Source organism: Streptomyces sp. H39-C1 (assembly GCF_027158125.1).
GTDB classification, from domain to species: Bacteria; Actinomycetota; Actinomycetes; order Streptomycetales; family Streptomycetaceae; genus Actinacidiphila; species Actinacidiphila fildesensis.
Genome location: NZ_JAPVLS010000038.1, coordinates 25,271 through 49,468, shown reverse-complemented (window position 1 = coordinate 49,468; position 24,198 = coordinate 25,271). Strand labels below are relative to the sequence as shown.

The 24,198-nt window shown below is 68.6% G+C and carries 21 protein-coding genes and 2 pseudogenes; 11 read left to right on the top strand and 12 right to left on the bottom strand.

What is annotated here, in order from left to right; genetic code table 11:
• Positions 1 to 59 precede the first annotated feature (59 nt).
• Positions 60 to 872, bottom strand: coding sequence for a uracil-DNA glycosylase family protein (locus O3W51_RS24435; protein WP_198358504.1), 813 nt, complete (start codon positions 870 to 872; stop codon positions 60 to 62).
• A gap of 143 nt (positions 873 to 1,015) precedes the next feature.
• On the opposite strand from O3W51_RS24435, the gene O3W51_RS24430 reads away from it, so the two are divergent.
• The 4 genes from O3W51_RS24430 to O3W51_RS24415 all read left to right on the top strand — a co-directional run bounded on the left by O3W51_RS24430 (position 1,016) and on the right by O3W51_RS24415 (position 5,099).
• Positions 1,016 to 2,647: an amidohydrolase family protein gene (locus tag O3W51_RS24430; protein WP_138351798.1), complete on the top strand. Its 1,632-nt coding sequence runs from the start codon at positions 1,016 to 1,018 to the stop codon at positions 2,645 to 2,647.
• A gap of 5 nt (positions 2,648 to 2,652) precedes the next feature.
• Positions 2,653 to 3,039 (top strand): hypothetical protein, encoded by a 387-nt coding sequence (locus tag O3W51_RS24425; RefSeq protein WP_138351797.1) that lies wholly within the window; start codon positions 2,653 to 2,655, stop codon positions 3,037 to 3,039.
• A 732-nt stretch (positions 3,040 to 3,771) separates the two neighbouring features.
• Positions 3,772 to 4,128, top strand: a complete 357-nt coding sequence (locus O3W51_RS24420; RefSeq protein ID WP_138351796.1) for a hypothetical protein — start codon at positions 3,772 to 3,774, stop codon at positions 4,126 to 4,128.
• A gap of 353 nt (positions 4,129 to 4,481) precedes the next feature.
• The gene (locus O3W51_RS24415) at positions 4,482 to 5,099 is read left to right on the top strand and encodes a hypothetical protein (RefSeq protein ID WP_138351795.1); all 618 of its coding nucleotides are present in this window, start codon (positions 4,482 to 4,484) and stop codon (positions 5,097 to 5,099) included.
• 52 nt (positions 5,100 to 5,151) lie between these two features.
• Here the strand turns inward: O3W51_RS24415 and O3W51_RS24410 are convergent, their stop codons facing one another.
• Positions 5,152 to 6,246: a sensor histidine kinase gene (locus O3W51_RS24410; RefSeq protein WP_138351794.1), complete on the bottom strand. Its 1,095-nt coding sequence runs from the start codon at positions 6,244 to 6,246 to the stop codon at positions 5,152 to 5,154.
• Positions 6,247 to 6,256: 10 nt separating this feature from the next.
• Positions 6,257 to 6,952 (bottom strand): response regulator transcription factor, encoded by a 696-nt coding sequence (locus O3W51_RS24405; RefSeq protein WP_138351793.1) that lies wholly within the window; start codon positions 6,950 to 6,952, stop codon positions 6,257 to 6,259.
• Between the two features lie 87 nt (positions 6,953 to 7,039).
• Between O3W51_RS24405 and O3W51_RS24400 the strand changes: the two genes are divergently transcribed.
• Both O3W51_RS24400 and O3W51_RS24395 read left to right on the top strand, forming a co-directional pair.
• The gene (locus tag O3W51_RS24400; RefSeq protein WP_138351792.1) at positions 7,040 to 8,215 is read left to right on the top strand and encodes an endonuclease/exonuclease/phosphatase family protein; all 1,176 of its coding nucleotides are present in this window, start codon (positions 7,040 to 7,042) and stop codon (positions 8,213 to 8,215) included.
• A complete protein-coding gene (locus O3W51_RS24395; RefSeq protein ID WP_187144696.1) occupies positions 8,212 to 9,321 on the top strand; it encodes a lipid II:glycine glycyltransferase FemX in 1,110 nt (369 codons plus the stop codon). The genes O3W51_RS24400 and O3W51_RS24395 overlap by 4 nt, the downstream gene beginning before the upstream one ends.
• Positions 9,322 to 9,330: 9 nt before the next feature.
• On the opposite strand, the gene O3W51_RS24390 is transcribed toward O3W51_RS24395, so the two are convergent.
• Together O3W51_RS24390 and O3W51_RS24385 are read right to left on the bottom strand one after the other, a co-directional pair.
• Positions 9,331 to 9,453: a hypothetical protein gene (locus O3W51_RS24390; RefSeq protein ID WP_269287348.1), complete on the bottom strand. Its 123-nt coding sequence runs from the start codon at positions 9,451 to 9,453 to the stop codon at positions 9,331 to 9,333.
• 11 nt (positions 9,454 to 9,464) lie between these two features.
• Positions 9,465 to 9,617, bottom strand: a pseudogene (locus O3W51_RS24385) (UDP-N-acetylmuramoyl-tripeptide--D-alanyl-D-alanine ligase); the annotation flags it as partial.
• A 166-nt stretch (positions 9,618 to 9,783) separates the two neighbouring features.
• On the opposite strand from O3W51_RS24385, the gene O3W51_RS24380 reads away from it, so the two are divergent.
• From O3W51_RS24380 to vanX, 3 genes are read left to right on the top strand one after another with little or no spacing between them, the layout of a single operon-like run.
• Positions 9,784 to 10,761 (top strand): D-isomer specific 2-hydroxyacid dehydrogenase family protein, encoded by a 978-nt coding sequence (locus O3W51_RS24380; protein ID WP_138351790.1) that lies wholly within the window; start codon positions 9,784 to 9,786, stop codon positions 10,759 to 10,761.
• Positions 10,754 to 11,794, top strand: coding sequence for a D-alanine--(R)-lactate ligase VanA-Sc (vanA-Sc, locus tag O3W51_RS24375; protein ID WP_269287336.1), 1,041 nt, complete (start codon positions 10,754 to 10,756; stop codon positions 11,792 to 11,794). Before O3W51_RS24380 ends, vanA-Sc begins: the two co-directional genes overlap by 8 nt.
• On the top strand, positions 11,791 to 12,399 hold the full coding sequence (vanX, locus tag O3W51_RS24370) for a D-Ala-D-Ala dipeptidase VanX (RefSeq protein ID WP_198358505.1): 609 nt from the start codon (positions 11,791 to 11,793) through the stop codon (positions 12,397 to 12,399). The genes vanA-Sc and vanX overlap by 4 nt, the downstream gene beginning before the upstream one ends.
• Positions 12,400 to 12,442: 43 nt before the next feature.
• Here vanX and bla read toward each other — a convergent pair whose 3' ends face one another.
• The 4 genes from bla to tdh all read right to left on the bottom strand — a co-directional run bounded on the left by bla (position 12,443) and on the right by tdh (position 16,732).
• Positions 12,443 to 13,369 carry a class A beta-lactamase gene (gene bla / locus O3W51_RS24365; protein WP_138351787.1) on the bottom strand — a complete coding sequence of 309 codons (927 nt, stop codon included), beginning with the start codon at positions 13,367 to 13,369 and terminating at the stop codon, positions 12,443 to 12,445.
• A gap of 97 nt (positions 13,370 to 13,466) precedes the next feature.
• Positions 13,467 to 14,414, bottom strand: coding sequence for a LysR family transcriptional regulator (locus O3W51_RS24360; RefSeq protein WP_138351786.1), 948 nt, complete (start codon positions 14,412 to 14,414; stop codon positions 13,467 to 13,469).
• Positions 14,415 to 14,418: 4 nt separating this feature from the next.
• A complete protein-coding gene (locus tag O3W51_RS24355) occupies positions 14,419 to 15,627 on the bottom strand; it encodes a glycine C-acetyltransferase (RefSeq protein ID WP_138351785.1) in 1,209 nt (402 codons plus the stop codon).
• Between the two features lie 76 nt (positions 15,628 to 15,703).
• Positions 15,704 to 16,732 (bottom strand): L-threonine 3-dehydrogenase, encoded by a 1,029-nt coding sequence (gene tdh, locus O3W51_RS24350; protein WP_138351784.1) that lies wholly within the window; start codon positions 16,730 to 16,732, stop codon positions 15,704 to 15,706.
• 241 nt (positions 16,733 to 16,973) lie between these two features.
• On the opposite strand from tdh, the gene O3W51_RS24345 reads away from it, so the two are divergent.
• On the top strand, positions 16,974 to 18,263 hold the full coding sequence (locus O3W51_RS24345; RefSeq protein ID WP_138351783.1) for a serine hydrolase domain-containing protein: 1,290 nt from the start codon (positions 16,974 to 16,976) through the stop codon (positions 18,261 to 18,263).
• Between the two features lie 113 nt (positions 18,264 to 18,376).
• Here the strand turns inward: O3W51_RS24345 and O3W51_RS24340 are convergent.
• Positions 18,377 to 18,862 (bottom strand): annotated as a pseudogene (locus tag O3W51_RS24340) (membrane dipeptidase); the annotation flags it as partial.
• Positions 18,863 to 19,427: 565 nt separating this feature from the next.
• Here O3W51_RS24340 and O3W51_RS24335 point away from each other — a divergent pair.
• Positions 19,428 to 20,612, top strand: coding sequence for a type III polyketide synthase (locus tag O3W51_RS24335; protein WP_138351782.1), 1,185 nt, complete (start codon positions 19,428 to 19,430; stop codon positions 20,610 to 20,612).
• A 22-nt stretch (positions 20,613 to 20,634) separates the two neighbouring features.
• Here O3W51_RS24335 and O3W51_RS24330 read toward each other — a convergent pair whose 3' ends face one another.
• Both O3W51_RS24330 and O3W51_RS24325 read right to left on the bottom strand, forming a co-directional pair.
• Entirely contained in the window at positions 20,635 to 22,809 is a 2,175-nt protein-coding gene (locus O3W51_RS24330) for a SpoIIE family protein phosphatase (protein WP_138351781.1), read from the bottom strand.
• A gap of 273 nt (positions 22,810 to 23,082) precedes the next feature.
• Entirely contained in the window at positions 23,083 to 24,033 is a 951-nt protein-coding gene (locus O3W51_RS24325; protein WP_187144695.1) for an FAD-dependent oxidoreductase, read from the bottom strand.
• Positions 24,034 to 24,198: the final 165 nt, after the last annotated feature.

Here is a 24,198-nt window from a genome sequence, read left to right as displayed (position 1 = left end):
GGCCCTCATCTGCTCAGTAAGCCGAAGGAGGAGTGTCCTGCGGTCACTCAGGGTCCGCGTCAGAAAGGTCTGAGGTCCTCCGGGATCCGCACGGTGATCGTGGCGCGCTTCTCGGCGGAAGTGGCCCCCTTTCGGGCGGCCCATGGCTCGTCGGAGCGCATCCACGCGGGCAGACCCGGCGGCAGGTCGGCTTCGGGGATGGTGGCGAGGTCCGCGGCTGTCAGGGTGCTGCCGTAGCGGACCAACGGTCGGTCGGTGTCGGCGGTGACCGTGCCGTGGAGGGCGTCGAGCGCCGCGTTCCAGCTGGTGAGGAGCTTGGTCATCGCCTCGACCGGGTCGGCGCCGGATGCGGCGGCGCTGTCGGGGTAGGTGGGGTGGAGCACGTGCTGGTAGGCGCCGGTGAAGGCGGCGCCTGCCGGGGTCTTGCGCCAGGTGTGGAAGGCGGTGTCGGCGAGGCTGCCCAGCGCGATGACGGCCTGGATCGGGTTGTGCCCCGTCAGGGCGTCGAGCCAGGCGTGCCGGTGGAGGGCGATGTCCGGGTCGGTGGCGTGCGCGTTGCCGGCGTGCTGGCCGTACACGCTGTACAGATAGGTGTTGATCATGACGTAGCTGGTGTCGATGCCGAGCTTGCCCAGGAAGCCCTGGAAGCGGCGGCCGGCGGTGCCGACGAGGATGCGGCGGGCGATGGCTTCGTGGGCGGCGGGGTCCTGGCCGAGGACCAGGACGCGGGCGGTGCCGTCGAGCCGTCCACGGTGGAAGATCGGGCCCCACTCGATGCGGAAGTCCTCGGCCGGATAGACCTCCGGGCCCGGGTAGGAGCGCGCCAGGGTCGCATAGGGCTCGAGGGCGTAGCCCGGGTCGAATTCATGCACGTGGGGCTCCTACTCCAGGTGGGCGAATGGATATGCCAAATGGTGACATATCGGTAGGCGCACGGCATTCTGGAAGAGGGCCATGGTATTGGCCCGAACGCTTCGACGGTCGTCCCTTGTGGGCGCAGCGAAGGGACGCACCTATGCCGCCCCCAGCCAACGCCCCGGACACCTCACCGTTCGCACTGCGCGGGCGGCTTGTCACCCTCGACCCGCACAACACCGTCGTCGCCGATGGTGTTCTGTACATCAGGGACAGCGTGATAGAGGCGGTGCAGCCTGCCGGGGCGCCCGCACCGCCGGGGTTCGAGGACATCGGTCCGGTCGTCAGCGGCGGCACGATATACCCCGGTCTGATCGAACTGCACAACCATCTGCCCTACGACGTTCTGCAGTTGTGGCCGGTGCCCAAGAAGTACAGCAACCGGTCGCAGTGGGGCGGTAGCCGGAACCCCGACTACCACCGCCTGGTGACCGGACCGATGACGGTGCTCGGCGAGGATCCCCGGCTGATGCCCGCCGTGGTGCGGTACGTCGAGGCCAAGGCCCTGGTCAACGGGACGACGACGAGTCAGGGCATCGCTCTGTTCAGCAACGCCGGGGCGCGCCGGATGTATCGGGGGATCGTTCGCAACGTCGAGCAGACCGACGACCCCGCGCTGCCGGAGGCCGGCTCCCGGATAGCCGATGTCGAGGCGGTGGACGCGGCCCGGTTCCTGGCCCGGCTGCGGCAGCCGCACCGGCTCCTGCTGCATCTGGCCGAGGGCACCGACGCTGCCGCGCGTGCGCACTTCCAGGCTCTGGAGTTCCAGCCGGGCCAATGGGCCATCACGGAGAACCTGGTCGGCATCCACTGCACCGCGCTGACGGGCGAAGACTTCCGGATACTCGCCGACCACGGCGGCTCGATGGTGTGGTCGCCGCTGTCCAACCTGCTGCTGTACGGGAAGACCGCCGACATCGCGGCCGCCAAACAGGCCGGCGTTCTCATCGGACTGGGCTCGGACTGGGCCATCTCCGGAAGCAAAGGCCTGCTCGGTGAACTCAAAGCCGCCCGTCTGGCATCCGACGCGGCTGGGGGAGTGTTCTCCGACCGCGAACTGGTCGCCATGGCCACCCGGGACGCGGCCACGATTCTGCAGTGGGACCAAACCCTCGGCTCGCTGCGGCCCGGCATGCGCGCCGACCTGCTCACCATCTCCGGCGCTGCCGGCGATCCCTACGGATCCCTGATCGACGCCGGTGACGAGGACATCCGCCTCGTCACCATCGACGGCGTCGCCCGCTACGGCACCCGCCGGCTCATGACGGCCCTGGCTCCCGGGGCGCCGCTGGAAGACACGGCCACGGGCGCCCCCGCCGATCATGTACTCAACCTCCAGCAGGATTCCGCCGACCCGATCGTCGCCGGGGTGACGCTGGCCGAGGCCACCAGCCGGCTCTCCCACGCGCTGCACGACCTGCCGGCGCTGGCAGCACGAGCCGCGCAGCCGCGGGTGACGGCCCGGCCCGACGGCGACCTGCACTGGCAGCTCGCACTCGACGAGATACGACCCACCGGCGCGGAGCTGCGCCCACGCCTGGCACTGCGCGGCAACGGCGGGCAGCCGACGGGGCCGCAGATCGCAACACGCCTTGCGCGGCAGGACGGGCTCGTCCCGCTGTCCCTCGACGGCTTGACCGCCTCGTCCGACACCGCCTTCCTCGCCCTCCTCGCCGACGAGGCCAACCTGCCCGACCACTTCGGAGCCCAGCTCTCCGACCTCCTGACCTGACGGACTTGAACGACTCGGCCCGGACTCCGTTCCTCGGATGCGAAGCGCCGGCGGTACCCGGCGGATACCTCAGTTGGCGGGAACCGGTCACCGACCACTGGTGGCAGCAGGTCTGGTTCGACACCGCCAAGCCCCAGTTCCGCGACCTCGGAAAGCTGACCGCCCGCGCGGGCAGCCTGCGCTCCGCCATCGATTCCCGCACCAAGACGGCGCTACGCATCGCCGACAGCGGTCCGCAGTCCGACCGCTTCACCTCAGCACAGACCCTGACCGCGCTGGTCAAGAAGTCCACCACCTCACGCGCCGACGCCTGGCGGACCCAGATTCAGGGTCTCCAGTCAGGTCAGACCCTGGAAGGCACCTGGGAAGGCGGAGCCAAGGACCATGGGTGAGGGGAGAGCGGACCCCAAAGGCCCCAAGGACCCGAAGGGCCGTAAGAATCCCGAGAGTTCGGAGGGCTCCGTGGGCTCCGAGGACAGCAAGGCGCGCGCGGATCGGATCCATGCGCTGATCGAACGGTCCAAAGCCGGTCGGACACCAGAGGAACCGCCGGAAGACGAAGAGCCTCGTGCAGCCAACCCGCGCGAGGCGATTCACCGCCGCATGCGCGAACTTGACGCCGACGCGTCAGAGGTTCCGGACTCCGATGACCCCGCGGCCCCGAAGGGGGACGCGACTCCCAAGGGGCCGGCCTCCCCGCCGGGCAGGGCGTAGCGCCCGGACGCGTGAAATTCCACCTCGACGCCGTGTTGTGCGTGCCCATCGCCTATGCCCCCGGTCTACTTTCGGTCCGTCCGTCCCCTCAGTCTCGGAGGCTCTATGGACTGGTCCCGGCCCATGCTCGCGGCGAGCGGCAGGCGATTCCTGGCAGTGGTCCCACTGCTCGGAGCAGCGGCCCCGCTGCTCCTCGGATGCTCGTCAGGTGGTGGCAACGACAGCCCCTCCGGCGGGACGTCCGCCACTTCGGAGGAGTCTCTCGACCCGAACGCAACCCCACCGGTGGAGGGCTCGGAAGAGTCCAGCGAGGGTCAAAAAGAACTGCGAAGCCGAACGGCGGCTTCAAGGACGGTCCCAAACCGTCCGCCAAATTCTCCGGGCAGTGGCCCAACCCGGTCAATGTGGATGTGAATAACACCACCGGAGCCGCCTACGAAGCGCAGTTGGAGTTCCATGACTGCACCCCCGGGCAGCCGGCCCAGTCGGTGAGTAGACACATCTCGGTGGCGCCGGGGGCGAGCTACTTCGACGAATTCCATCTCGCCGCCACTGCACCGCGCATTACGCACACTATGTGCGGCACCCTGGTCCAGGACGGCGGCGGCCCCGTCACCACGTTCAGCGATCCGATCCATCCGCCCTCGTCCGCCCCGCCCGTACCCTCTGACACCCCCGACAGCCCCGATACCCCGGACAGCCCCGACACCCCCGATACCCCCGATGTCTCCGAAGGACCCGCGACGTCCGACGCGAGCACACCCTGAGCCCGGCCGATCCGGCCCCCGAGCCGGCCCCCGTCCCGGACCCTGCCCCGGCCCCTGTTCCCGACCCGGGCGCCGATCCCGGCACCGGCGGGAACGGGGGCGATGCCGGTGAGCCCGAAGCGGGTCCTTCACCCTGGGCCGGTTGGCTGGGTACGCTCACCACGCTGGTCGCACCCACCACGCTCATCGGGGCGCTGCTGCTCTACTTCGGTTTCGCCTACACCGACGCGCTGTACGAGCAGTTCGGGATCGACGCGGCCACCCTGGGCTTCTCCACCCAGGACTACGCCCTGCGCAGTGGCGGCGCGCTCTTCCTGCCCATCGGGGCGGCGCTGGTCGTCGGATTGCTGGGGGTGCTCGCGTACTACCTGGTCGCGTCACTCGGCCGGTCGGACGCGCCCACCCCGCCGTACGTCCGTTGGGCTTCGCTCGCCGTGATCGCGTGCGGGCTGCTGCTCTTCCTCGTCGGGCTGCTCTGCGGGTTCGATGTGCTCTACGCCGGCTCGCTGGGGACACCGCTGTTCCTGGGCGGTGGTCTGGTGGTGCTGATGTACGGGAGACTGCTCCTCGTCAAGATTTCCGGCGGCCGGTACCCGGTCCTACGGGAGAAGGCCGCGCTGGCCATCGTTGCCGCGCTGATCGTGCTCTCGTCGTTCTGGACGGTGAACATCTATGCCCAGGACCATGGCAAAAGCGACGCTGCTTATCTGACGGACCGTCTGTGGCTCAGACCGCAGGTGGTGCTCGACACCACCGAGCGGCTGTACTTCCAGTACCCGGGAGTGCAGGAGACCGTCCTTCCCGAGGGCACACCGCAGCAACACTTCAGGTTCCGCTACCGGGGACTGCGCTTGCTTGCCCAGTCCGGCGACCGGATGTTCATCATTCCGCAGTCCTGGACTGTGGATCGCGGAAACGTGCTGATCATCCCGTTGGACGCCAACGTCCGGGTCTCCTTCCGACCCGGCTGAGCCACGGAAGACTCCGCCGGTTGTGGTCAGGTCCCAGCACCCGCTCAGTTCTTCACCCGTCGGTGCACGGGGATGTCGCGGGTAGTTCCACAGTGATGCGGATCCCGCCGGCAGAGCGCGGGGTGAGGGTGAGGGTTCCGTCGTGTGCCTGGGTGATGGTTTTGACGATGGCCAGGCCCAGACCGACGCCTGTCCGGGCGGTGTGGATGCGCTCAGTACCGCGCTGGAAGGGTTCGGTGAACGTCGAGACCAGGTGCGGCGAGAGCTGCTCGCCGGTGTTTTCGACGGTGAGTACCACGGTGTTGGGGCCGACGCTGGTGTGGACCCATACGCTGCCGTGTTCCGGCAGGTTGTGGACGATCGCGTTCTGTACGAGGTTCGTGGTCAGCTGCAGCAGGAGTGCCGGCGATCCGTTCGCCGGGGCGACGTCGCCGCTGGTTTCGAGGGTGACGCCATGCTTCTCCGCGAGGGGGAGGAGTGTCTCGGTGGCTCCTTCCGCCATGAGGGACAGGTCGACCGGTTCTCGGGTGAAGGACCTCTGACCGGCGCGGCTGAGCAGGAGCAGTGCCTCGGTGAGGTCGATGGCTCGGGTGTTGACGGCGTGGAGGCGGTCGACGAGTTCACCGGTGTCGTGGTTCGGATCGGTGCGGGCCACGTCGAGCAGTGCCTTCGAGATCGCCAGCGGGGTGCGCAACTCGTGGGAGGCGTTGGCTGCGAATCTCTGCTGTTCGGCGTTGTGCTCTTCGAGACGCGCGAGCATGGCGTCGAAGGCGTCGGCGAGTTCGCGGAACTCGTCCTTGCTGCCCGGTAGCCGGATCCGGTGAGAAAGTGATCCGTTCGTGGCCATGCGGGTGGCGTGTGTGATGCGGGTCAGGGGGGCGAGCATGTGGCCGGCGAGGATCCACCCTCCTACGAGGCCGAACACCAGCAGGATCGCCAGTACTGCGGCCGCTCTCGGCGCGAAGACGTTAAGGAGGCCGGACCGGATGGGAAAGACACCATGCGTGGGCTTGTCATCAGGGTTGATGAGCATCGCACGGTCCGGGACATAACGGAGGAGGAAAACCCACACGGCCGCGAGCAGCAAGGCACCGGCCACCATGAGGAATCCGGCGTAGCTGAGGGTGAGTTTGAGGCGAACGCTCATCCCAGGTGCCCTATCCACGGTCTTCTCCTCCGTGGACGGCCCCGGGTTGCGTGTCGATGCGGTAGCCGACGCCTGGCACGGTGGTGATGATCCAGGGTTCGCCGAGGCGTTTGCGCAGGGCCGAGACCGTGATGCGTACGGCGTTGGTGAACGGGTCCGCGTTCTCGTCCCACGCGCGTTCCAGGAGATCCTCGGCGCTGACGACACCGCCTTCGGCGGCGACGAGGACTTCGAGCACGGCGAATTGCTTGCGGGTGAGCGCGACGTAGCGGTCGTCGCGGTAGATCTCGCGGCGGAACGGATCCAGGCGCAAACCTGAGATCTCTCGTACGGGAGGCCTGGTGTGCGCACGCCTGCGGTCGAGTGCTCTGAGCCTGAGCACGAGTTCCTGTAGTTCGAACGGTTTCGTGAGGTAGTCGTCGGCGCCGAGTCCGAAGCCGGAGGCCTTGTCGTCGAGACGGTCGGCGGCGGTGAGCATCAGGATCGGCATGCCGCTGCCGGAGGCGACGATGCGTTTGGCGATCTCGTCGCCGGACGGTCCGGGGATGTCGCGGTCGAGGACGGCGATGTCGTAGGTGTTGATGCCCAGCAGCTCCTGAGCGGTGTCGCCGTCCCCCGCGATGTCGGCGGCGATCGCTTCCAGGCGTAGACCATCGCGGATGGCTTCTGCCAGGTAGGGCTCGTCCTCGACGATCAGCACACGCATGTTCTTCAGGCTACGGGTCGGCGCATATCGTCGGCGTATCGAAATCTGCATACGTGCGGGCAACACCGCGCCGCCTTGACTGGCGGTATGAGCCGAACCCCACCAACAGCGGAGACAGCGCAGGACAGCCCGGGGGATACCCGCGCGACAGGTACCGGAACGGGTGTTCCGGCGGCCGGCACGGGCGGGACCTGGCGCGCGGGCGTTCGCCGGGCGATCCTTCCCCGAGTTCTCCGTTGGGCTCGAGCAGGGGATGCCCCATTCGGCTTCCGGGCGGGGTTCTGGAAGCGCGGCCTGGTGCTCGCGGCACTGGCGCTGCTCCTCGGCCTGCTCATGCTGCTGCACGCGAAGATCCCGAATCGGACCGTGGGACTCGGCAGCCTGGTGGAGACCTTCCTGCCATGGTTCGGCGGGTTCATCCCGCTGCTGCTGGCCGGTGCGCTGTGGCGCCGCTCCGCCTCTGCGGTGGTCGCGCTGCTGCTGCCGGTGACGGTGTGGCTGACCCTCTTCGGCGGGATGCTGGTCGACAAGTCCCACGACGGCAGTGACCTCACCGTGGTGAGCCACAACGTCGGCGCCGACAACCCCGACCCGGCCGGCACCGCCCGCGACCTGGCCGCCTCCGGTGCGGACCTGCTGGCACTGGAGGAGTTCACACCGCAGGCCCTGAACACGTACGAGAAGGAACTGGCGAAGCCGTACCCCCACCACACGGTGCGGGGAACGGTCGGACTGTGGAGCAAGCTGCCACTGTCCGACACCCGGCCGGTCGACATCGAGACGGACTACGGTCCGCTGGGGGACACCAAGCCGATGGAGGTCAAGATGGCCTACAACCGGGCGCTGCGCACCACGGTGAGCACCGACCACGGGCCGTTGGCGGTGTACGTGGCCCACCTGGGGTCCGTGCGGGTGAATCCCAGGGCGGGCTTTTGGACAGGCTCGCGGGACAGAGGCGCGCAGGCACTCGGCAAGGCCATCGCCGCCGAGCGGAACGAGCGGGTGGTGCTGCTCGGCGACTTGAACGGCACCATCGACGACCGAGCGTTCGCCGGCATCACCTCGCAGCTGCGCTCGGTCCAGGACGCGGCCGGGGACGGCTTCGGCTTCAGCTGGCCGGCGAACTTCCCGGTGGCGCGGATCGACCAGATCCTGGTCCGCGGTGTCCAGCCGAGAAGTTCGTGGTCACTGCCGGCCACCGGCAGTGACCACCTGCCGGTGGCGGCCGGCATCAGCTGGTCGACCGGCAGGGGGCGGGCGTGAGGCCGACCGTCGGGCCGATCAGCGCGGCCGAGCACCTGGAGTTCGTGCGGGCCCAGCGGTCGGTCAGCTTCCTGCAGACCCCGGCATGGGGCCGCGTCAAGACCGAGTGGCGCAGCGAGTCCCTCGGCTGGTTCGACGGTCGGCGGCTGGTCGGTGCCGGGCTCGTCCTGCACCGACCGGTGCCGCGGTTCGAGCGCTTCACGCTGGCCTATCTGCCCGAGGGCCCGGTCATCGACTGGGCCGGCGACATCGACGCGTGGCTCGACCCGCTGGCGGCGTACCTCAAGGCGCACGGCGCGTTCGCGATCCGGCTCGGCCCGCCGGTGTGCACGGACTCCTGGAGCGCGGCCCAGATCAAGGAGGGTATCGCCGACCCGGGCGTCCAGCGGCTGACCGAGCTGCGGAGTCAGGGGGATGGCCAGGTCGGCGCCCACGTGACCAGCCGGCTCAGGGATGCCGGCTGGCTGCCGCAGAGCCCGGAGGACGGGTTCGGGGTCGGGCATCCGCAGTTCAAGTACGAGGTTCCGCTGGCCGGCAGGACCGAGGGCGACGTGCTCAGGGGCATGAACCAGCAGTGGCGCCGCAACATCAAGAAAGCGGCCAAGGAGGGAGTCGAGGTCACGGTCGGTGAGGACCTGAAAGCATTTCACGACCTCTACATCCACACCGCTGAGCGCGACCGCTTCAGGCCCCGGCCGCTGCGCTACTTCGAGACCATGTTCGCGGCGCTGAGCGCCGAGGACCCCGAGCGGATCAAGCTCTATCTGGCGCACCACCAGGGCGATCCGGTCGCCGCCGCCATCCTGGTCCGCGTAGGCGCCCGCGCCTGGTACTCCTACGGCGCCTCCTCCACCGGGAAGCGCGAGGTCCGCGGCTCCAACGCCTGCCAGTGGGCGATGATCCGCGACGCGCTGGCGGCCGGATGCGACGTCTACGACCTGCGCGGCGTCACCCCCACCCTCGACGCCGACGACCCGCACGTCGGACTGATCCAGTTCAAGGTCGGCACCGGCGGTCAGGCGGTGAGATACGTCGGCGAGTGGGACCTGCCGCTACGGCCGATGGTCTACCGGGCTTTCGATCTCTATATGAGGCGCGGGCGATGAGTCCGCATCTCAGGCGAGCGCGGCGGCGACCATGTCGAGGTGCGCCCCGCGGGAGGCCTTGATGAGCACCACATCGCCGGCGACGACGTGGCCGCGCAGCCAGTGGACGGCCGCGTCGTTGTCGGCCGGCACCGCCGCCCGCGCTCGACGTGCTCGCCGGTGAAGGCGACGAAGAGGCCGCCCGGCTCGACCTGCCGGCCGTCGAGCACGGCCGGCGCGGTCACCGTCACGGAGCTGTCGCCCTGGACCCTCCCGCCGACGACCTCGGCGATCTCGCCGAGGCTGAGCGGGATCATGACCGCGCGGCGCGGGGGCCGCCGAGCGGGAGCAGGCCGGCAGGGCAGAGGCTGCGGGAGGCTGTTTCGTCGAAGGGCATTCCTTCATTGAAGGCCGGGTGGTGTATCGCCGGCATATCGAAAACCCCATACGTTCCGGCAACGTCACACTGCCTTGACTGGAGGCATGACCCACAGCGAACCGGCCCACATCACCATTTACGGGTGTGGCCCGGATGAGGCCGTTCTGTTCCGAGAGCTGGCGCCGCGCTTCGGCGTAACGCTGACCATCACGGACGCACCGGTGTCCGAAGCCAATAGTGAACTGGCATCCGGATGCCGATGCATCAGCGTCGGCCACAAGACTCAGGTCACCAACGCCACTCTTCTCGCGCTTGGCCAAGCCGGCGTGACGTACCTCTCCACGCGGAGCATCGGCTGCAACCATATCGATGTGGAGTACGCGGACAGCATCGGCATTTCAGTGGAAAACGTCAGCTACTCGGCAGACAGTGTGGCCGACTACACGTTGATGTTGATGCTGATGGCACTTCGGGACATGAAATCCATCATCCGCCGCTCGGACCTGCACGACTACCGATTGAGTGACGTGCGCGGGAAAGAGCTACGTGATCTGACCGTCGGGGTGATCGGCACCGGCCGCATCGGCGCAGCGGTCATGGACAGACTACGGGGTTTCGGCGGCCGAATCCTTGCCCATGACAATCGTCCCACGGCCGTTGCCGACTACGTTCCGCTCGATGAATTGCTGCGGCGGAGCGATGTGGTCACACTCCATGCACCGCTCAACGCGGATACGCACCATCTGCTGAATCGGCAGCGTATGGAGCTGATGAAGCACGGTGCGCTGATTGTCAACACCGGGCGTGGTGCGCTGATCGATACCGAGGCCCTTGTGCAGGCATTGGAAAGCGGCAGGTTGGGCGGTGCGGCGTTGGATGTCCTCGAAGGAGAGGAAGGAATATTCTACGCCGACCGCCGGGACAGACCCATGGAGAGCAAACCGCTATTGCGGCTGCAAGAGCTGCCGAATGTGGTCATCAGTCCGCACACCGCCTACTACACGGACCACGCCCTGAGCGACACGGTGGAAAACTCCCTCACCAACTGTCTGGCATTCGAAAGAAGGAATCAGCATGGCTAGGTTGAAGGTCGGAATCATCTTCGGGGGACGGTCCGAAGAGCACCCCATCTCCGTCAAGTCCGCGCGAGAGGTGGCACGACACCTCGATATCGAAAAGTATGAGCCCTTCTACATCGGGATCACGAAGAGCGGTGCCTGGAAGCTCGGTGACGGGCCCGACGCGGATTGGGAGAACGGCAACTGCCGCCCTGCTGTGCTGTCACCGGACAGCAGCGTGCACGGACTGCTGGTCCAGGAGCAGGGGCGATACGAGACGATCCGCCTGGACGTCGTGTTGCCCGTTCTGCATGGCACACTCGGCGAAGATGGCGCGATGCAGGGTCTGCTGGAGCTCTCCGGCATCCCCTACGTCGGCTGCGACGTCCAGAGTTCTGTTCTGTGCATGGACAAATCCCTTGCCTACATCGTCGCCGGAAGCGCGGGAATCGCCACGCCGAACTTCTGGACCATCACGGCGGACGAAAAGATCGATCCCGGCCGGCTCACCTATCCGGTCTTCGTGAAGCCGGCCCGTTCGGGGTCGTCCTTCGGCGTCACCAAGGTATCCCGGGAAGGAGAACTCCTGAGTGCGGTGGACGTCGCACGGCAGTACGACTCGAAGGTCTTGATCGAAGAGGCTGTCGTCGGCAGCGAGATCGGATGCGCCATCCTGGGGAACGATCAGGATCTGGTCGCGGGCGAGGTGGATCAAATCGCTCTCTCCCACGGCTTCTTCAGGATCCATCAGGAGGACCAGCCGGAGACCGGTTCCGACAACTCAGCGGTCATCGTTCCCGCCGCCATCCCGGAAGAGTCACGATTGCTCGCTCAGGAGACGGCAAAGGCCGTATACCGCGCCTTGGGATGCAGGGGACTGTCGCGGGTGGACATGTTCCTCAAGGACGATGGAGAAGTGGTCCTCAACGAGGTCAACACCTTGCCAGGCCTGACCTCGTACAGTCGCTATCCGAGAATGATGGCGGCCGCAGGGTTGCCACTTTCCGAGGTGATCGACCGGACGGTGTCTCTGGCATTGGCGGGAAAAAGGCGATGAAGGCTGACTTCGTCTTTGTGGACGAGCTTGCGTCCGGAATACGCTGGGACGCCAAGTACGCCACGTGGGACAACTTCACCGGTAAACCGGTGGACGGGTATATGGCAAATCGAGTTGTCGGTACGAGGGATTTGTGCGCAGCCCTGGAACGAGCGCGGGAGAAGGCCCAATCCCTTGGGTTCGGTCTGCTTCTCTGGGACGGTTATCGCCCCCAGCGCGCCGTCGACTGCTTTCTGCGCTGGTCGAAGCTTCCGGAGGACGGCCGGACGAAGTCACGACACTATCCGAACATCGGCAGGGCCGAGATGTTCGAGAGGGGATATGTGGCCGCGAAGTCGGGCCACAGCCGGGGCAGCACCGTTGACCTCACCCTCTACGACTTGTCCACCGGTGAACTCGCTCCCATGGGCGGCGACCATGACTTGATGGACGACATCTCACATCATGGAGCAAAAGAGATCGGACACGTCGAAGCGAGAAACCGTCAGAACCTTCTCTCCATCATGGAGGCCAGCGGTTTCAGCGCCTACGATTACGAGTGGTGGCATTACACTCTCCAGGACGAACCTTATCCCGACACCTATTTTGATTTCCCCATCGCGTAGTTCGTCCGGGCCGACAGGGCCGACGGATTTCGGACGCAGCGCACTAGGACAGGGTCCGGACGACCACGGACGCCGCTTCCGCGATGAGCTTGTTGTCATAGGGGGCGTCTGCTGTGCCGCGATTGGTCATGATCGCCATGACGATGGGCGCGGCGTTGGGGGGCCACACCACGGCGATGTCGTTGCGGACGGCGTAGACACCGCCTCCGCCGGTCTTGTCACCGACTGTCCAGCCTTTGGGGACGCCGGCCCTGATGAGCTCGTCGCCGGTGGTGTTGGTCCGCAGCCACTGCGCGAGCTGTGCGCGCTCGTCCTTGCCGAGCGCGTCTCCGAGGACGAAGGCCCGCAGGTTGGCGGCCCATGCGCGGGGTGTGGTGGTGTCCCGTGTGGCGCCGGGGGTCCATTCGTTGAGTTCCGGCTCGCGGCGCTCCACCCGGGTTGCAGTGTCGCCTGCCTCGGCGAGAGCGGCCGCCAGGCCCTTCGGCCCACCGAGCGCAGCGAACAGAAGGTTGGCCGCGGTGTTGTCGCTGTAGCGGACGGCGGCGTCACACAGCTCACGCAGAGTCATCCCGGTCTCGACGTGCTTCGCGGTGACCGGAGAGTTGCTCAGCAGGTCGGCCCGGGAGTACTTGACCACCTTGCCCATGCCGTTCAGGGAGTACTTGCGCAGGACGGCAGCGGCGGCGAACGCCTTGAACGTGGAGGCATAGGCGAACCGTTCCGTATCCCGGTAGGCCACTTCCCTCCCGTTGCCGGTGTTCACCGCGTAGATCCCCAGTCGTGCATCGTATGTGCGCTCGAGCCGCTGGAAATCGCCGGCGGACGGCTTCCCGGCCGGATCCGGCCGGGAAGCCGTGGTGGACGGAGCCGGTGAAGCCGGGGTATCGCCAGAGCCGCAAGCTGCCAGCGGGAGGACGGTGAGCACGGCGAGTCCGCCGAGAACGGCACGTCGCGCACGGGTGTACGGCATGGTCAAACCTCCGACAAGCGTGCTGCGATTTCCAAGGGAACAGGTGAATGCCCAGTGCTGTGACGACCGGTCGTCGAGGCGGTTGCCGCGGCGGACATCACCCGTTGAGGCCGAGTAGTTCAGCCGGGTCCTCCCGTGGCCGGGCGCGGTCGGCAGCCATGGCCAGGGCATCCAGCACGGGTCGGACGAGCGGGTGCTGCTCCGCTCCGCGCCGGACCGCCGCGAACACCCGGCGGGTGGGTGGATCCCCGGCGACCGGTAGCACCACAACCTCCGGCAGATCCACTCCGCGCAGCGCGGAGCGCGGCACCAGAGCCACCCCCGCTCCGGCCCCGGCAAGGGCGGCAACGGCCCTGAAATCGTCCGAGGAGTGCGTCACGCGGGGCTGGAAGCCGGCGAATTCGCAGGCCAGCATGACCACCTCATGGCAGGGGTTGCCGGGGTAGGGGCCGATCCACGGTTCCTCCGCGAGATCGGCGACCCTGACACTGGCACTGTCGGCGAGCCGGTGGCTTCGCGGCAGGACCGCGTCGAAGGGCTCCGCGTAGAGCGGGACCCTCGACAGCCGCTCGTCGTCCTCGCGTGGCGCGCCCCGGTACTCGACCGCCACGGCCAGGTCGGCGTGCCCGTCCAGCACCATGGTCAGGCTGGCGTCGCCCTCGGCGTCGCGCACCCGGAGCCTGATGCCGGGATGGCTGGTGCCCAACTCCGTCATCGCCGGGGCGACCACGGTGGCGATCCCGGTGGCGAAGGACGCCACCGTCACCTCGCCGGCGTGCCCTGCCGCGTAGGCGGCGAGCTCGGCCTCGGCCCGCTCCAGCTGGGCCAGCACGGTGTTGCCGTGCGCGGCCAGGATCTCCCCCGCCGCCGTCAGCCGGACCCCGCGGCCGTCGCGGACCAGCAGCTGGTGACCGACCTCCTGTTCGAGGGCGGCCAGCTGCTGCGAGACAGCGGAGGGAGTCAGATACAGCGCGGCAGCCGCGGCGGTCAGCGTCCTGTGGTCCGCCACGGCCCGCAACGTGCGCAGTCTGCGGGTGTCGATCACCCGGTCATTCTGCCAGTGCCGCTCGCGCGGCCGAGAAGGCGGCCACCGCGCGCTCCACGTCCGGCGCCGAGTGGGCCGCGGACAGCTGGACCCGGATCCGGGCCTTGCCGTGCGGGACCACCGGGTAGGAGAACCCCACCGCGTAGATGCCGTGCTCCAGGAGCTGGTCGGCGATGCGTCCGGCCTGCTCGGCGTCGCCGATCATCACCGGGGCGATCGGGTGGTCGCCCGGCAGGATCTCGAAGCCCTCCTCGGTCATCCGTCGCCGGAACAGTTCCGTGTTGGCGTAGAGGCGGGCCCGCAGCGCGGCGCCCTCGCCGGTGGTGTCGTCCTCCAGCAGGTCCAGGACCTTGATGGAGGCGGCCGCGATCACCGGGGCCAGCGAGTTGGAGAACAGGTAGGGGCGGGAGCGCTGCCGCAGCAGCTCCACGATCTCCGCCCGGGCCGCCACGTAGCCGCCGGACGCGCCGCCGAGCGCCTTGCCCAGCGTCCCGGTGACGATGTCGACCCGGTCCATCACGCCATGCAGCTCCGGGGTGCCGCGCCCGCCAGGGCCGACGAAGCCCACCGCGTGCGAGTCGTCGACCATGACCATCGCGCCGTAGCGCTCCGCCAGATCGCAGATCTCCTCCAGCGGGGCCACATAGCCGTCCATCGAGAACACGCCGTCGGTGACGACGAGCGTGCGCCGTGCTCCGGCGGCCTCCTTCAGCCGCTGCTCCAGGTCAGCCATGTCGCGGTTGGCGTAGCGGAAGCGGCGTGCCTTGGACAGCCGGATGCCGTCGATGATGCTGGCGTGGTTCAGCGCGTCCGAGATCACCGCGTCGCGTTCGTCCAGCAGCGTTTCGAACACGCCTCCGTTGGCGTCGAAGCAGGAGCTGTAGAGGATGGTGTCCTCCATGCCGAGGAAGCGCGACAGGCGGGCCTCCAGCTCCTTGTGCACCTCCTGCGTTCCGCAGATGAAGCGCACCGAGGCCATGCCGTAGCCCCAGCGGTCGAGTGCCGACTTGGCGGCGGCCACGACCTCGGGGTTGTCGGCGAGGCCCAGGTAGTTGTTGGCGCAGAAGTTCAGCACCTCCCCGGGGCGTCCGCCCGCGGTGACGTCGACCGAGGCGCTCTGCGGGGTGCCGATGACCCGCTCGGGCTTGTGCAGCCCGGCCGAGCGGATCTCATCGAGGGTGGCACGGAGGTCCTCGCGGACGGCGTCGAGCATGATGGGGTCTCTCCTTGTTCCTGCGGAGGTCTGATGGTGCGCGGGCTGGTTCCGGCGGAGGCCGCTGGAGCGGGAGCTAGGCGGTCCAGTCGAGGATGACCTTGCCGCAGCGGCCCCCGGCGGCGTCGTCGAAAGCGGCGTCGAAGTCCTTGTACGAGTAGCGGCCGGTGATCACCGGGCTCAGGTCGAGCCCGCCTTCCAGCAGCACCGACATGGCGTACCAGGTCTCGAACATCTCCCGGCCGTAGATGCCCTTGAGGGTGATCATCGAGGTGACGATCCGGGCGAAGTCGACCGGGAACTCCTCGGCCGGCAGGCCCAGCATGGCGATCCGTCCGCCGTGGGTCATGTTGGCGATCATGTCGCGCAGCGCCTCGGGCCGTCCCGACATCTCCAGCCCGACGTCGAAGCCCTCGCGCAAACCGAGCCTGCGCTGCCCGTCCGCGATGGTGGAGCTGCTGACGTCCAGAGCCAGGCTCACGCCGACCTTCTCGGCCAGCTCCAGCCGGAACGGGCTGACGTCGGTGATCATCACCTGTCGGGCTCCGGCGTGCCGGGCGACCGCTGCGGCCATGATGCCGATGGGCCCGGCCCCGGTGATGAGTACGTCCTCGCCCACGAGCGGGAACGACAGCGCGGTGTGAACGGCGTTGCCGAAGGGGTCGAAGATCGCCGCGACGTCCAGGTCCACCGGTACCCGGTGCACCCACACATTGGTTGCCGGCAGCGTCACGTACTCGGCGAACGCCCCGTCGCGCCCGATGCCCAGGCCCACCGTGCTGCGACACAGGTGCCGCCGTCCGGCCAGGCAGTTGCGGCACTTTCCGCAGATGAGGTGGCCTTCACCGCTGACCAGGTCGCCCGGGGCCAAGTCGGCGACGCCGGCGGCGACTTCCACGATCTCGCCGACGAACTCGTGGCCCAGCACCAGCGGGGTCCGCACGGCCTGCTGCGCCCAGCCGTCGTAGTCGCGGATGTGCAGGTCGGTGCCGCAGATACCGGTGCGGAGCACCTTGATGAGCACTTCGCCGGGTCCGACTTCGGGCTCCGGCACGTCCATCAGCCACAGACCCGGTTCTGCCTTCGCCTTGACCAGTGCCTTCACGGCGGAGCCCCTCGGAATCGGTACGACGCGCATCCGCCGCGAGCACGGCGGAGACCCCAAACCTTGCCGTCCGCCCTGCCCATCGGTCCATCGATGGTTTCTTATGCGGGTCCACAGCTCAGCTTCACAATCACGGCATGATCACTGAGGGTGCCGGGCCTGGTCGTTTCCACGAAACCAGGCGAGAACGATGGTCGCCGTGGACGAACCGGGGCTGATTCCCGGGGTCTACTTTGGGCGAATGGACGAATTGCACGACATCGGGAGTTGGCTGCGGGAGCGGCTGCCGCAGCTGTTGGCCGAGCACGGTGTGCCAGGGGCTGCCGTGGCCATCGGCGCGGGCGCGAAGACGGTCGAAGTGGCCGCCGGGGTACTGAGTACCGCGACGGGGGTGGAGGCGACGGTCGACTCGGTGTTCCAGATCGGGTCGATCACCAAAGTGCTCACCGCGACGTTGGTGATGCAGCTGGTCGGCGAAGGCAGAGTAGCTCTCGACGCTCCGGTGCGGACCTACCTTCCCGGGTTCCGGGAGGCAACCGTGCGGCAACTGCTGTGCCACACCTCCGGTTTCGAAGGGGATGTCTTCACCGACACCGGCAAGGGCGACGACTGCCTGGCCACGTACGTGGACCTGCTGGACGAGGTGCCGCAGAACTTCGAGCCCGGCATGATGTTCTCCTGCAACAACGCGGGCTACTGCGTGCTGGGACGCATCGTCGAGGTCGTGCGGGGCAAGCCCTTCGACGCGTGCATGCGTGATCACCTGTTCACGCCGCTGGGCATGACGCACGCGGCGAACGACCCGTACGAAGCGATCGTCCACCGCGCGGTGGTGGGCCATCTCGACGGGAAGCCGTCCGCGGTCTGGGCGATGGCCCGCTCGAACGCGCCGGCGGGGTCGATGCTCGCGATGACTCCCCGCGATCTGCTGGCCTTCGCCCGGACGCACCTCGCGGAGGACGACCTACAGGCCATGCGGCAGCCGCAGGTCGCGCTGCCGGACATCGGCTGGGGCACGGCCTGGGGCCTGGGCTGGGAGCTCTACGGCCTACCGGGCGGCCTGGTCTTCGGTCATGACGGCAACACCATCGGCCAGTCGGCGGTCCTGCGCGTCGTGCCCGGCCGCGACCTGGCAGTGGCGATCTTCACCAACGGCGGTGACCCCAAGCCGCTGCGGAAGGAGATCCTCGGCCGCATCCTGGAGCTGCCCGGGGACCCGGTCCCGGACCCGGCAGTCCGCCTGAACGCGCGGCGCTGCGTCGGCACCTATCTGTCGAGCACGGGCGAGACCAGGGTGGGTGAGGACGAGCAGGGCAGGCTCTGGCTCGAGCATGTGCCCCTCGGCATCACGGCGGAGCTCGGTGACGAGAGTTACCGCACGGAATTGGTCGCCTGGCGCGGCGATTCCCTCCTCCCCGTCGAGCCCGGCCATGGACCGGTGGCGTTCCTGGGCGACGACGGCGAGGGGCGGGCACGCTACCTGCACACGGGTCGCGCCGACGTTCGTTCGTCCGGACGAACGCGGGGCTGAACACTCGCCGTCCCGGACGAACAGCGCACGCGCCGCGGCCCTCAATATCGGCGAATGGATGTGCGCAAGAGTTTGACGCTCCGGGACCTGTCGGTCGAGATCCGGCGTGGCGACCCGGGAGCGGTGAGGCGGCTGCCCGTGGCGTCCTCGCGGCTGCCGTCGGCGAGCGGGGTGCGGCCCCAGTGGGCGATGGAGGCGATGCGCACGCCGAGGCGGTGCAAGGTCGAAAAGAGCTCGGTGGAGGCGCCGACGCCGGGGGCGCTCTCGAGCGCGAGCACCAGAGCGAGCTTGTCCTGGACAAGGGCGGCGTCGATGTCCGCGCCGGTGAGGCACAGCGCGACCTGATCGGCGTTCTCCTCGGCCCGGACGTGGACACACTCGATCATCCGCAGCGTCTGCCGCAGCGCACCCTCAGGTTGGTACGGCGCGTCGATGAACACGGGCAGTACCTGCAGGTCGATTCCTCCCGCTTGCAGCTGCGGCAGCCAGCGCTCCCTGAAGAAGGATCCCCAGCGCTTCGGGGGCCGGGCGGCGACTGCCGTCAACAGATCGTTGTGGGCGTCGGCGACGACAGCGCGACGGTGCAGCTCCTCGAACATCAGCGGCCTTTCCGGGCAAGGGGATGAGGGTCGGATCCGGAGAGTAGGCCCCCTTCGAGCTGCACGATTGGTGTCGACGGATGAAACGGAACTCCGGTTCTTGAAGCGCGGCACCACTCCGTGGCAGCGGTCCGGACCCGAGGGCAAGGACTTCATGCGTCCGCCCGCACGGCCGGGGAGTGCTGACGCTTCGTCACCCCTTGAGGGGTATACGGATGTCAGGCGGCGCATCGCAGTGCGGCGCGGCGGGATCGTCGCTCTCCTGCGGCAACAAGGCTGCTGCGGCTGCCGAATGGGCCCACCGGGACGCCGCCGACGTCCGTGAACCTGCCCCTGCCGAGGTGGCCGGCGAGAGACGGCGTCGTCGGCCTGTGCACTCGGGCGATCTTGGAGTTCTCGGAGTGGCGTGGACCACAGAGACGTTTCTCACAGGCCGATCTGCCCGAAAAAGGTAGATAACTCCTGAAGTGGAGTGCAAAAGTACTCACTTGGACATGAAGTGATGAAGTGACTCATTTCATATGCTCCGTGGCATTCGATCATCCTGCGTAGAAAGGTGCGTACTGTGACCGCTTATCTGTGCCCTCCCGCGGTGATACACGGCGAGCATGCCGTGGAGACCAGCCAGATCCTGGCGGAAGTACGTGACCGGCATCAGCACGCGCCGTGGCTGCCGCGGATCGACGGCATCGCGGCCAGTACCGGCATCGCTTCCCGCGGGTGGATGGTGCCGTTGGCCACCGCCGTCGCGTCCAGCGCCGGGAGCGGCCTGCGGACCCCGGGCGTCGCACCGGCCCGGCAGGCACTGATCCGCGACGGATTCAGCGAGCAGGAAGTGGACCGCGCGATCAGCGCGCTCGAGGCGATACCGGCGCCGCAGACCGTGCAGGAGCGCACCGCGCCCGCCTGGGAAGCCGTGCAGGCGTACGGGGAGCGGGCAGCGCGCGGGGCACTGCAGATCGCAGGGCTGGACGCCGCCGACGTCGACTGCCTGATCACCAGCCACTCGACCACCCCGGCTCTGCCGGGACTGGACATAGCGGTGGCCGACCGGCTGTCGCTACGCGATGACGCGCTTCTCCTCCCGGCCACGCAGTGGGCGTGCATCGCGGGGACCCGCTCCCTCGCGCTGGCGGCCGACCTGGTGGCCGCGGACCCCGACCGGGTGGTTCTGGTCGTGATATCGGAGGCGCTGAGCACCACCTACCAGCCCGCGGACGACACCCTGGAGTCCTTGATCGTCCGGCTGCTGTTCGCGGACACCGCCGTCGCCGCGGTGGTCACCGGCCGCCCCAGGCCGCAGTCGGTGCTGCGGCTGGACGCGGCCTGGCACCACACCCTGCCCGGCACCCGGGACCTGCACCGGCTGGACACCCGTGCCGACGGCACGCACTTCGTCATGGACCGGCGCGGGCCGCGCGCCGTACAGGACACGGTCGTCGCGATGTGGGAGTGGCTGCGCCTCCGTCACCAGGACGACGCCAACCCCTGGCATCCCGATCTCCTGCTCGCGCACCCCGGCGGGACCCGCGTGCTGGAGTACATGGAACAGACGATGCCCGACGGGTGGCCGACCGACGTCCTGGCCTACAGCCGCGACAGCTACACCAGCGGCAACCGCGGCGGTGCGGCCGTGTTCGACATCCTGCGACGCGCGCACGACGCCGGCCAGAGCGCGGGAAGCCGTACCGTGCTCTTCGCGGCGGCGCCCGGACTCACGGCCACGGCCGTCGAGGCGGAGTGGCTCTAGGTGTACTGACCCCCCGGTGGTGCTACCTCGCGAGTTCCGCCCAGACGACCTTGCCGGTGTCGGTCCACCGCACCCCCCAGCGGGTGGTGAGCTTGTGGACGACGCGCAGGCCGCGCCCGCTGTCGTCGAGCAGGCCACCGCGGCCCAGCCGCGGCCGGCCGTTGCTGGTGTCACCGACCTCACACAGCAGGCTGTGACCGGTCTTGATCAGCCGCACCGTGATGGGACCGGTGGCGAAGCGGACGGCGTTGGTGACCAGCTCGCTGATCACCAGCAGCGCGCTGTCGCGCGGGGCGCTCTTGGCGTGCCATTGCCGTAGGACGGCAGAGGCCAGCGTGCGGGCCCGGGCGGCGGCGTCGTCGCGCGCCGGCAGACGCCAGGCCGCGGTGTCCCGTTTACGACGCCCGGCCATGCGGGCGAGCAACAAGGTCACGTCGTCGCGCAGGCGGCTTCGCGAGGCGAACTCGACGACCAGGCTCCTCGCGACCTGCTGCAGGTCGTCCCAGGGATGCACCTTGCTCACCGCGTCCGTCAGCCGGTCGATGCCCTCGTCGATCGAGACCGCCGGATCCTCCACCAGACCGTCGGTGTAGAGCGCGAGCAAGGACCCGGGGGGAGCGGCGAAGGTGTGCACATCGAACGGCTCCCGCAAGGCGAAGGCGGTACCCAGGCCAGGATGGGGGTGCGTCGCGAGAGTCCTGGCGGACCCGTCGGGGAGGACGAGGATCGGCGGGAGATGGCCCGCGCTGGACGTGACCACCTGATGGCCGACCGGATCGTAGACCGCGATGCAGCAGGTCGACCCGAGCGCGCTGTAGCCGGCCGCCAGGCCGGCGTCCGCGTCGTCCAGGAGCGTGACGGTCTCGTCCAGATGCGCCAGCACCTCATCGGGCGCCAGCCCCGCCGACAGCAGCGCCCGGGCCTCCATGCTCAACTGGCCCATGGCTGCCGCGGCCCCCAGACCGTGCCCGACGACATCGCCGACCACGAGTGCGGTACGGCCGTCCGGCAGGGGAAAGCTGTTCACCCAGTCACCGCCGACGCCCGCGCTGTCGGGGGTGGTGGGCTGGTAGACGCTGGCGACCTCGATGGTGTCGCTGCCGGCGCGCGGCAGCAGCCGGCGCTGCAGCGCCAGTACCTGAGCGTGCTCGCGCTGGTGCTGGCGGGCCAGATCGACATGGTGGGCGGTCCTGGCCACCAGCTCCTGCAGATCCAGCAACTCGCTGTCGTGGAAGGGGCGGTCCGGCCGCCGCCAGACCTCCGCCACGCCCAGCACGATGGGCGGTGCGCCATCGGAGCCTTCCAGGACCAGCGGTATGCAGGCCACACTCGCCGGCCGGTCGACGGGGACCAGAGCACGCACCAGTCGCGGATCGCCGAGCACCCGCTCGATCGCCTCCCGATCGGGAATGACGAGGGCCTGCGCGACGTCGTCACGCGTGACCGCGAGGGACAGCAGACGGCTCGCCTCGTTGGGAAGGTTGTCGCCGGGCGTCAGATAGCCCTCGGGCCAGGCCCTGTCCGGCATAAGAGCAGCCCGCCGCAGCCGGATGCGCCCCTGAGCCTGCTCGGTGACGGCCTCGCCCGTCCACACGGCGTAATCGAGGTCGACGGCGGCCACGTCTCCCCAGACCAGCAACGACTGGGCCAGGGACTGCGCCGTCTCACCGATGTCCAGCGACGTCCCGATGGCGGTCTCGGAAGCGTACAGATGCAACCTCTTGGCCATGGCGATCAGGGAGACGGTCAGGCCCTCCTGGGGCGCCGCGGCGGGCAGGATGCTCATGGATACCACCAGCTCCGACCCGTCGTCCCGCCGCAGACGCTGGACCCGGGCGACGTGCGCCTCCCCTGTCTCGATGACCTGCCGCAACCGCCGGATGACCGTCGGGATGTCGCCGGGAGGCAGCAGATCGGCGAACGCCGCTCCGACGGTGACCCCCAGCCCATCGAAGGCGGGGGCGTCCAGGTTGCAGCGAGTGATTCTCAGTTCCCGGTCCAGATTGACGGCGCCGAGGATCTGCTCCTGGCCGGTGGTCGCGCGGTCGCCGTTCGGTGACCGAGGATCGGAGTGGTCGCCCTGCGGGGCGGCGGGATCGGCTGCGGCTGCCGGTCCGTCCCGCGGAATGTAGTCCCCCAGGGCACGGCTGACCTGCTCGAACGGCGACGAGGGCAAGGGGGATGATGTGGAGTCCATGCGGCTCTCTCAGCTCGCTCGCCGACCCCGGCACATGACCGGAGGCGTACCCGAGTCTCTCGTGCGGTGAAGCCCCGAGATCCCCTACGCACACCCATTGAATAACACTCGCGCCCTCTTCGCCTGCAAGGGCAGATCGCGCGATGAGAGCGGACGGTCACAGAGCGTATCCGCACACGTCCGCCGTGGGCTGGCGGTCACCCGCCCGGCGGTCGACGACGGCCGCGCTCTGCCGCCCCGGCGGCAGAGCGCGGTTGCACGAGCAGGGTGACGTCAGATCTGGTCGGCGAGGTCTGCCACGGCCTCGGCGCAGCCCCACGACAGAGTGACACCCGCACCGCCATGGCCGTAACAGGCGATCACGGGGACGGGAAAACCGTCGACGTGTTCCAGGCGAATGGTGTCGCGGGCCGGGCGGAGCCCCGTGGCGCGCGAGAGAACGGGCAGCCCGGCCAGCGCGGGCATGAGGGAGACCACCCGGCGAAGGATCGCCTGCTCGATCTCGGCCACGGGTTCCGTGGCCCATGAGCCGACCTGCGCCACGCCGCCGCAGACGATGTCTTCACGGCGGGGAACGATGTAGGTCAGGCCCCCGGGGTTCTCGGTGTCAGTGATCCACTCGGTGATTCCCGGGTTGGCCAGGCGGACGATCTGCCCTTGGACGGGATACATCGAATCGTCGTCGAGGAGGGCTCCGGAACCCATCCCGGCGGCGACGACCACCAGGTCGGCATCGCCGGCGAGGTCGTCGACGGCCGTGACCTTGCGCTCGACGAACGTCACCCCGAGGCCCGTGCAGCGCTTCTCCAGCCACGGAAGGTAGTGCGGCATGGATATGACGGGCACGGTCGCCCGCACCCCCGCCACCGCGCCGGAGGGCAGCTCGTCCGCGGCGGCCTCGTGGTGGAGGGGGACCGCATCGGTCCATGAGCGGTCCTCCCCGACGTGTCGCTCGACCACGAGGCCTTCCCGGAGATCGACACCGGCGGCACGGTCGGTGGAAAGCTGCTCGAACCGCGCGCGGGCCGCGAGCAACCAGCCCATCAGCGACGGCGATGTCCCGCTCCGGTAGGGAAACCACACGGCCGCCGCGACGCTGGACACGCTCTCCTCCGCCCGCTGATCAGCGATCACCGTGACGGCATGGCCGCGCAGGGCCAGATCGTGGGCGATGCTCAGACCGACGATCCCCGCTCCCACGACGTTGACACGTTTCGACACCACCGCGGCACCCCCAATGCCTCGAATCCGATACGGACTTCACTGCGCGATGTTCCTCGTCGTCGCGCTCAAGTCACTGCCGCTCGCCGCAGCCGGCCGCGTGATCACGATATCTTCCGGGCCGGGGACACGCTTGTTCTTCCAGATCTTGTCGGCCACGCTCGCCAA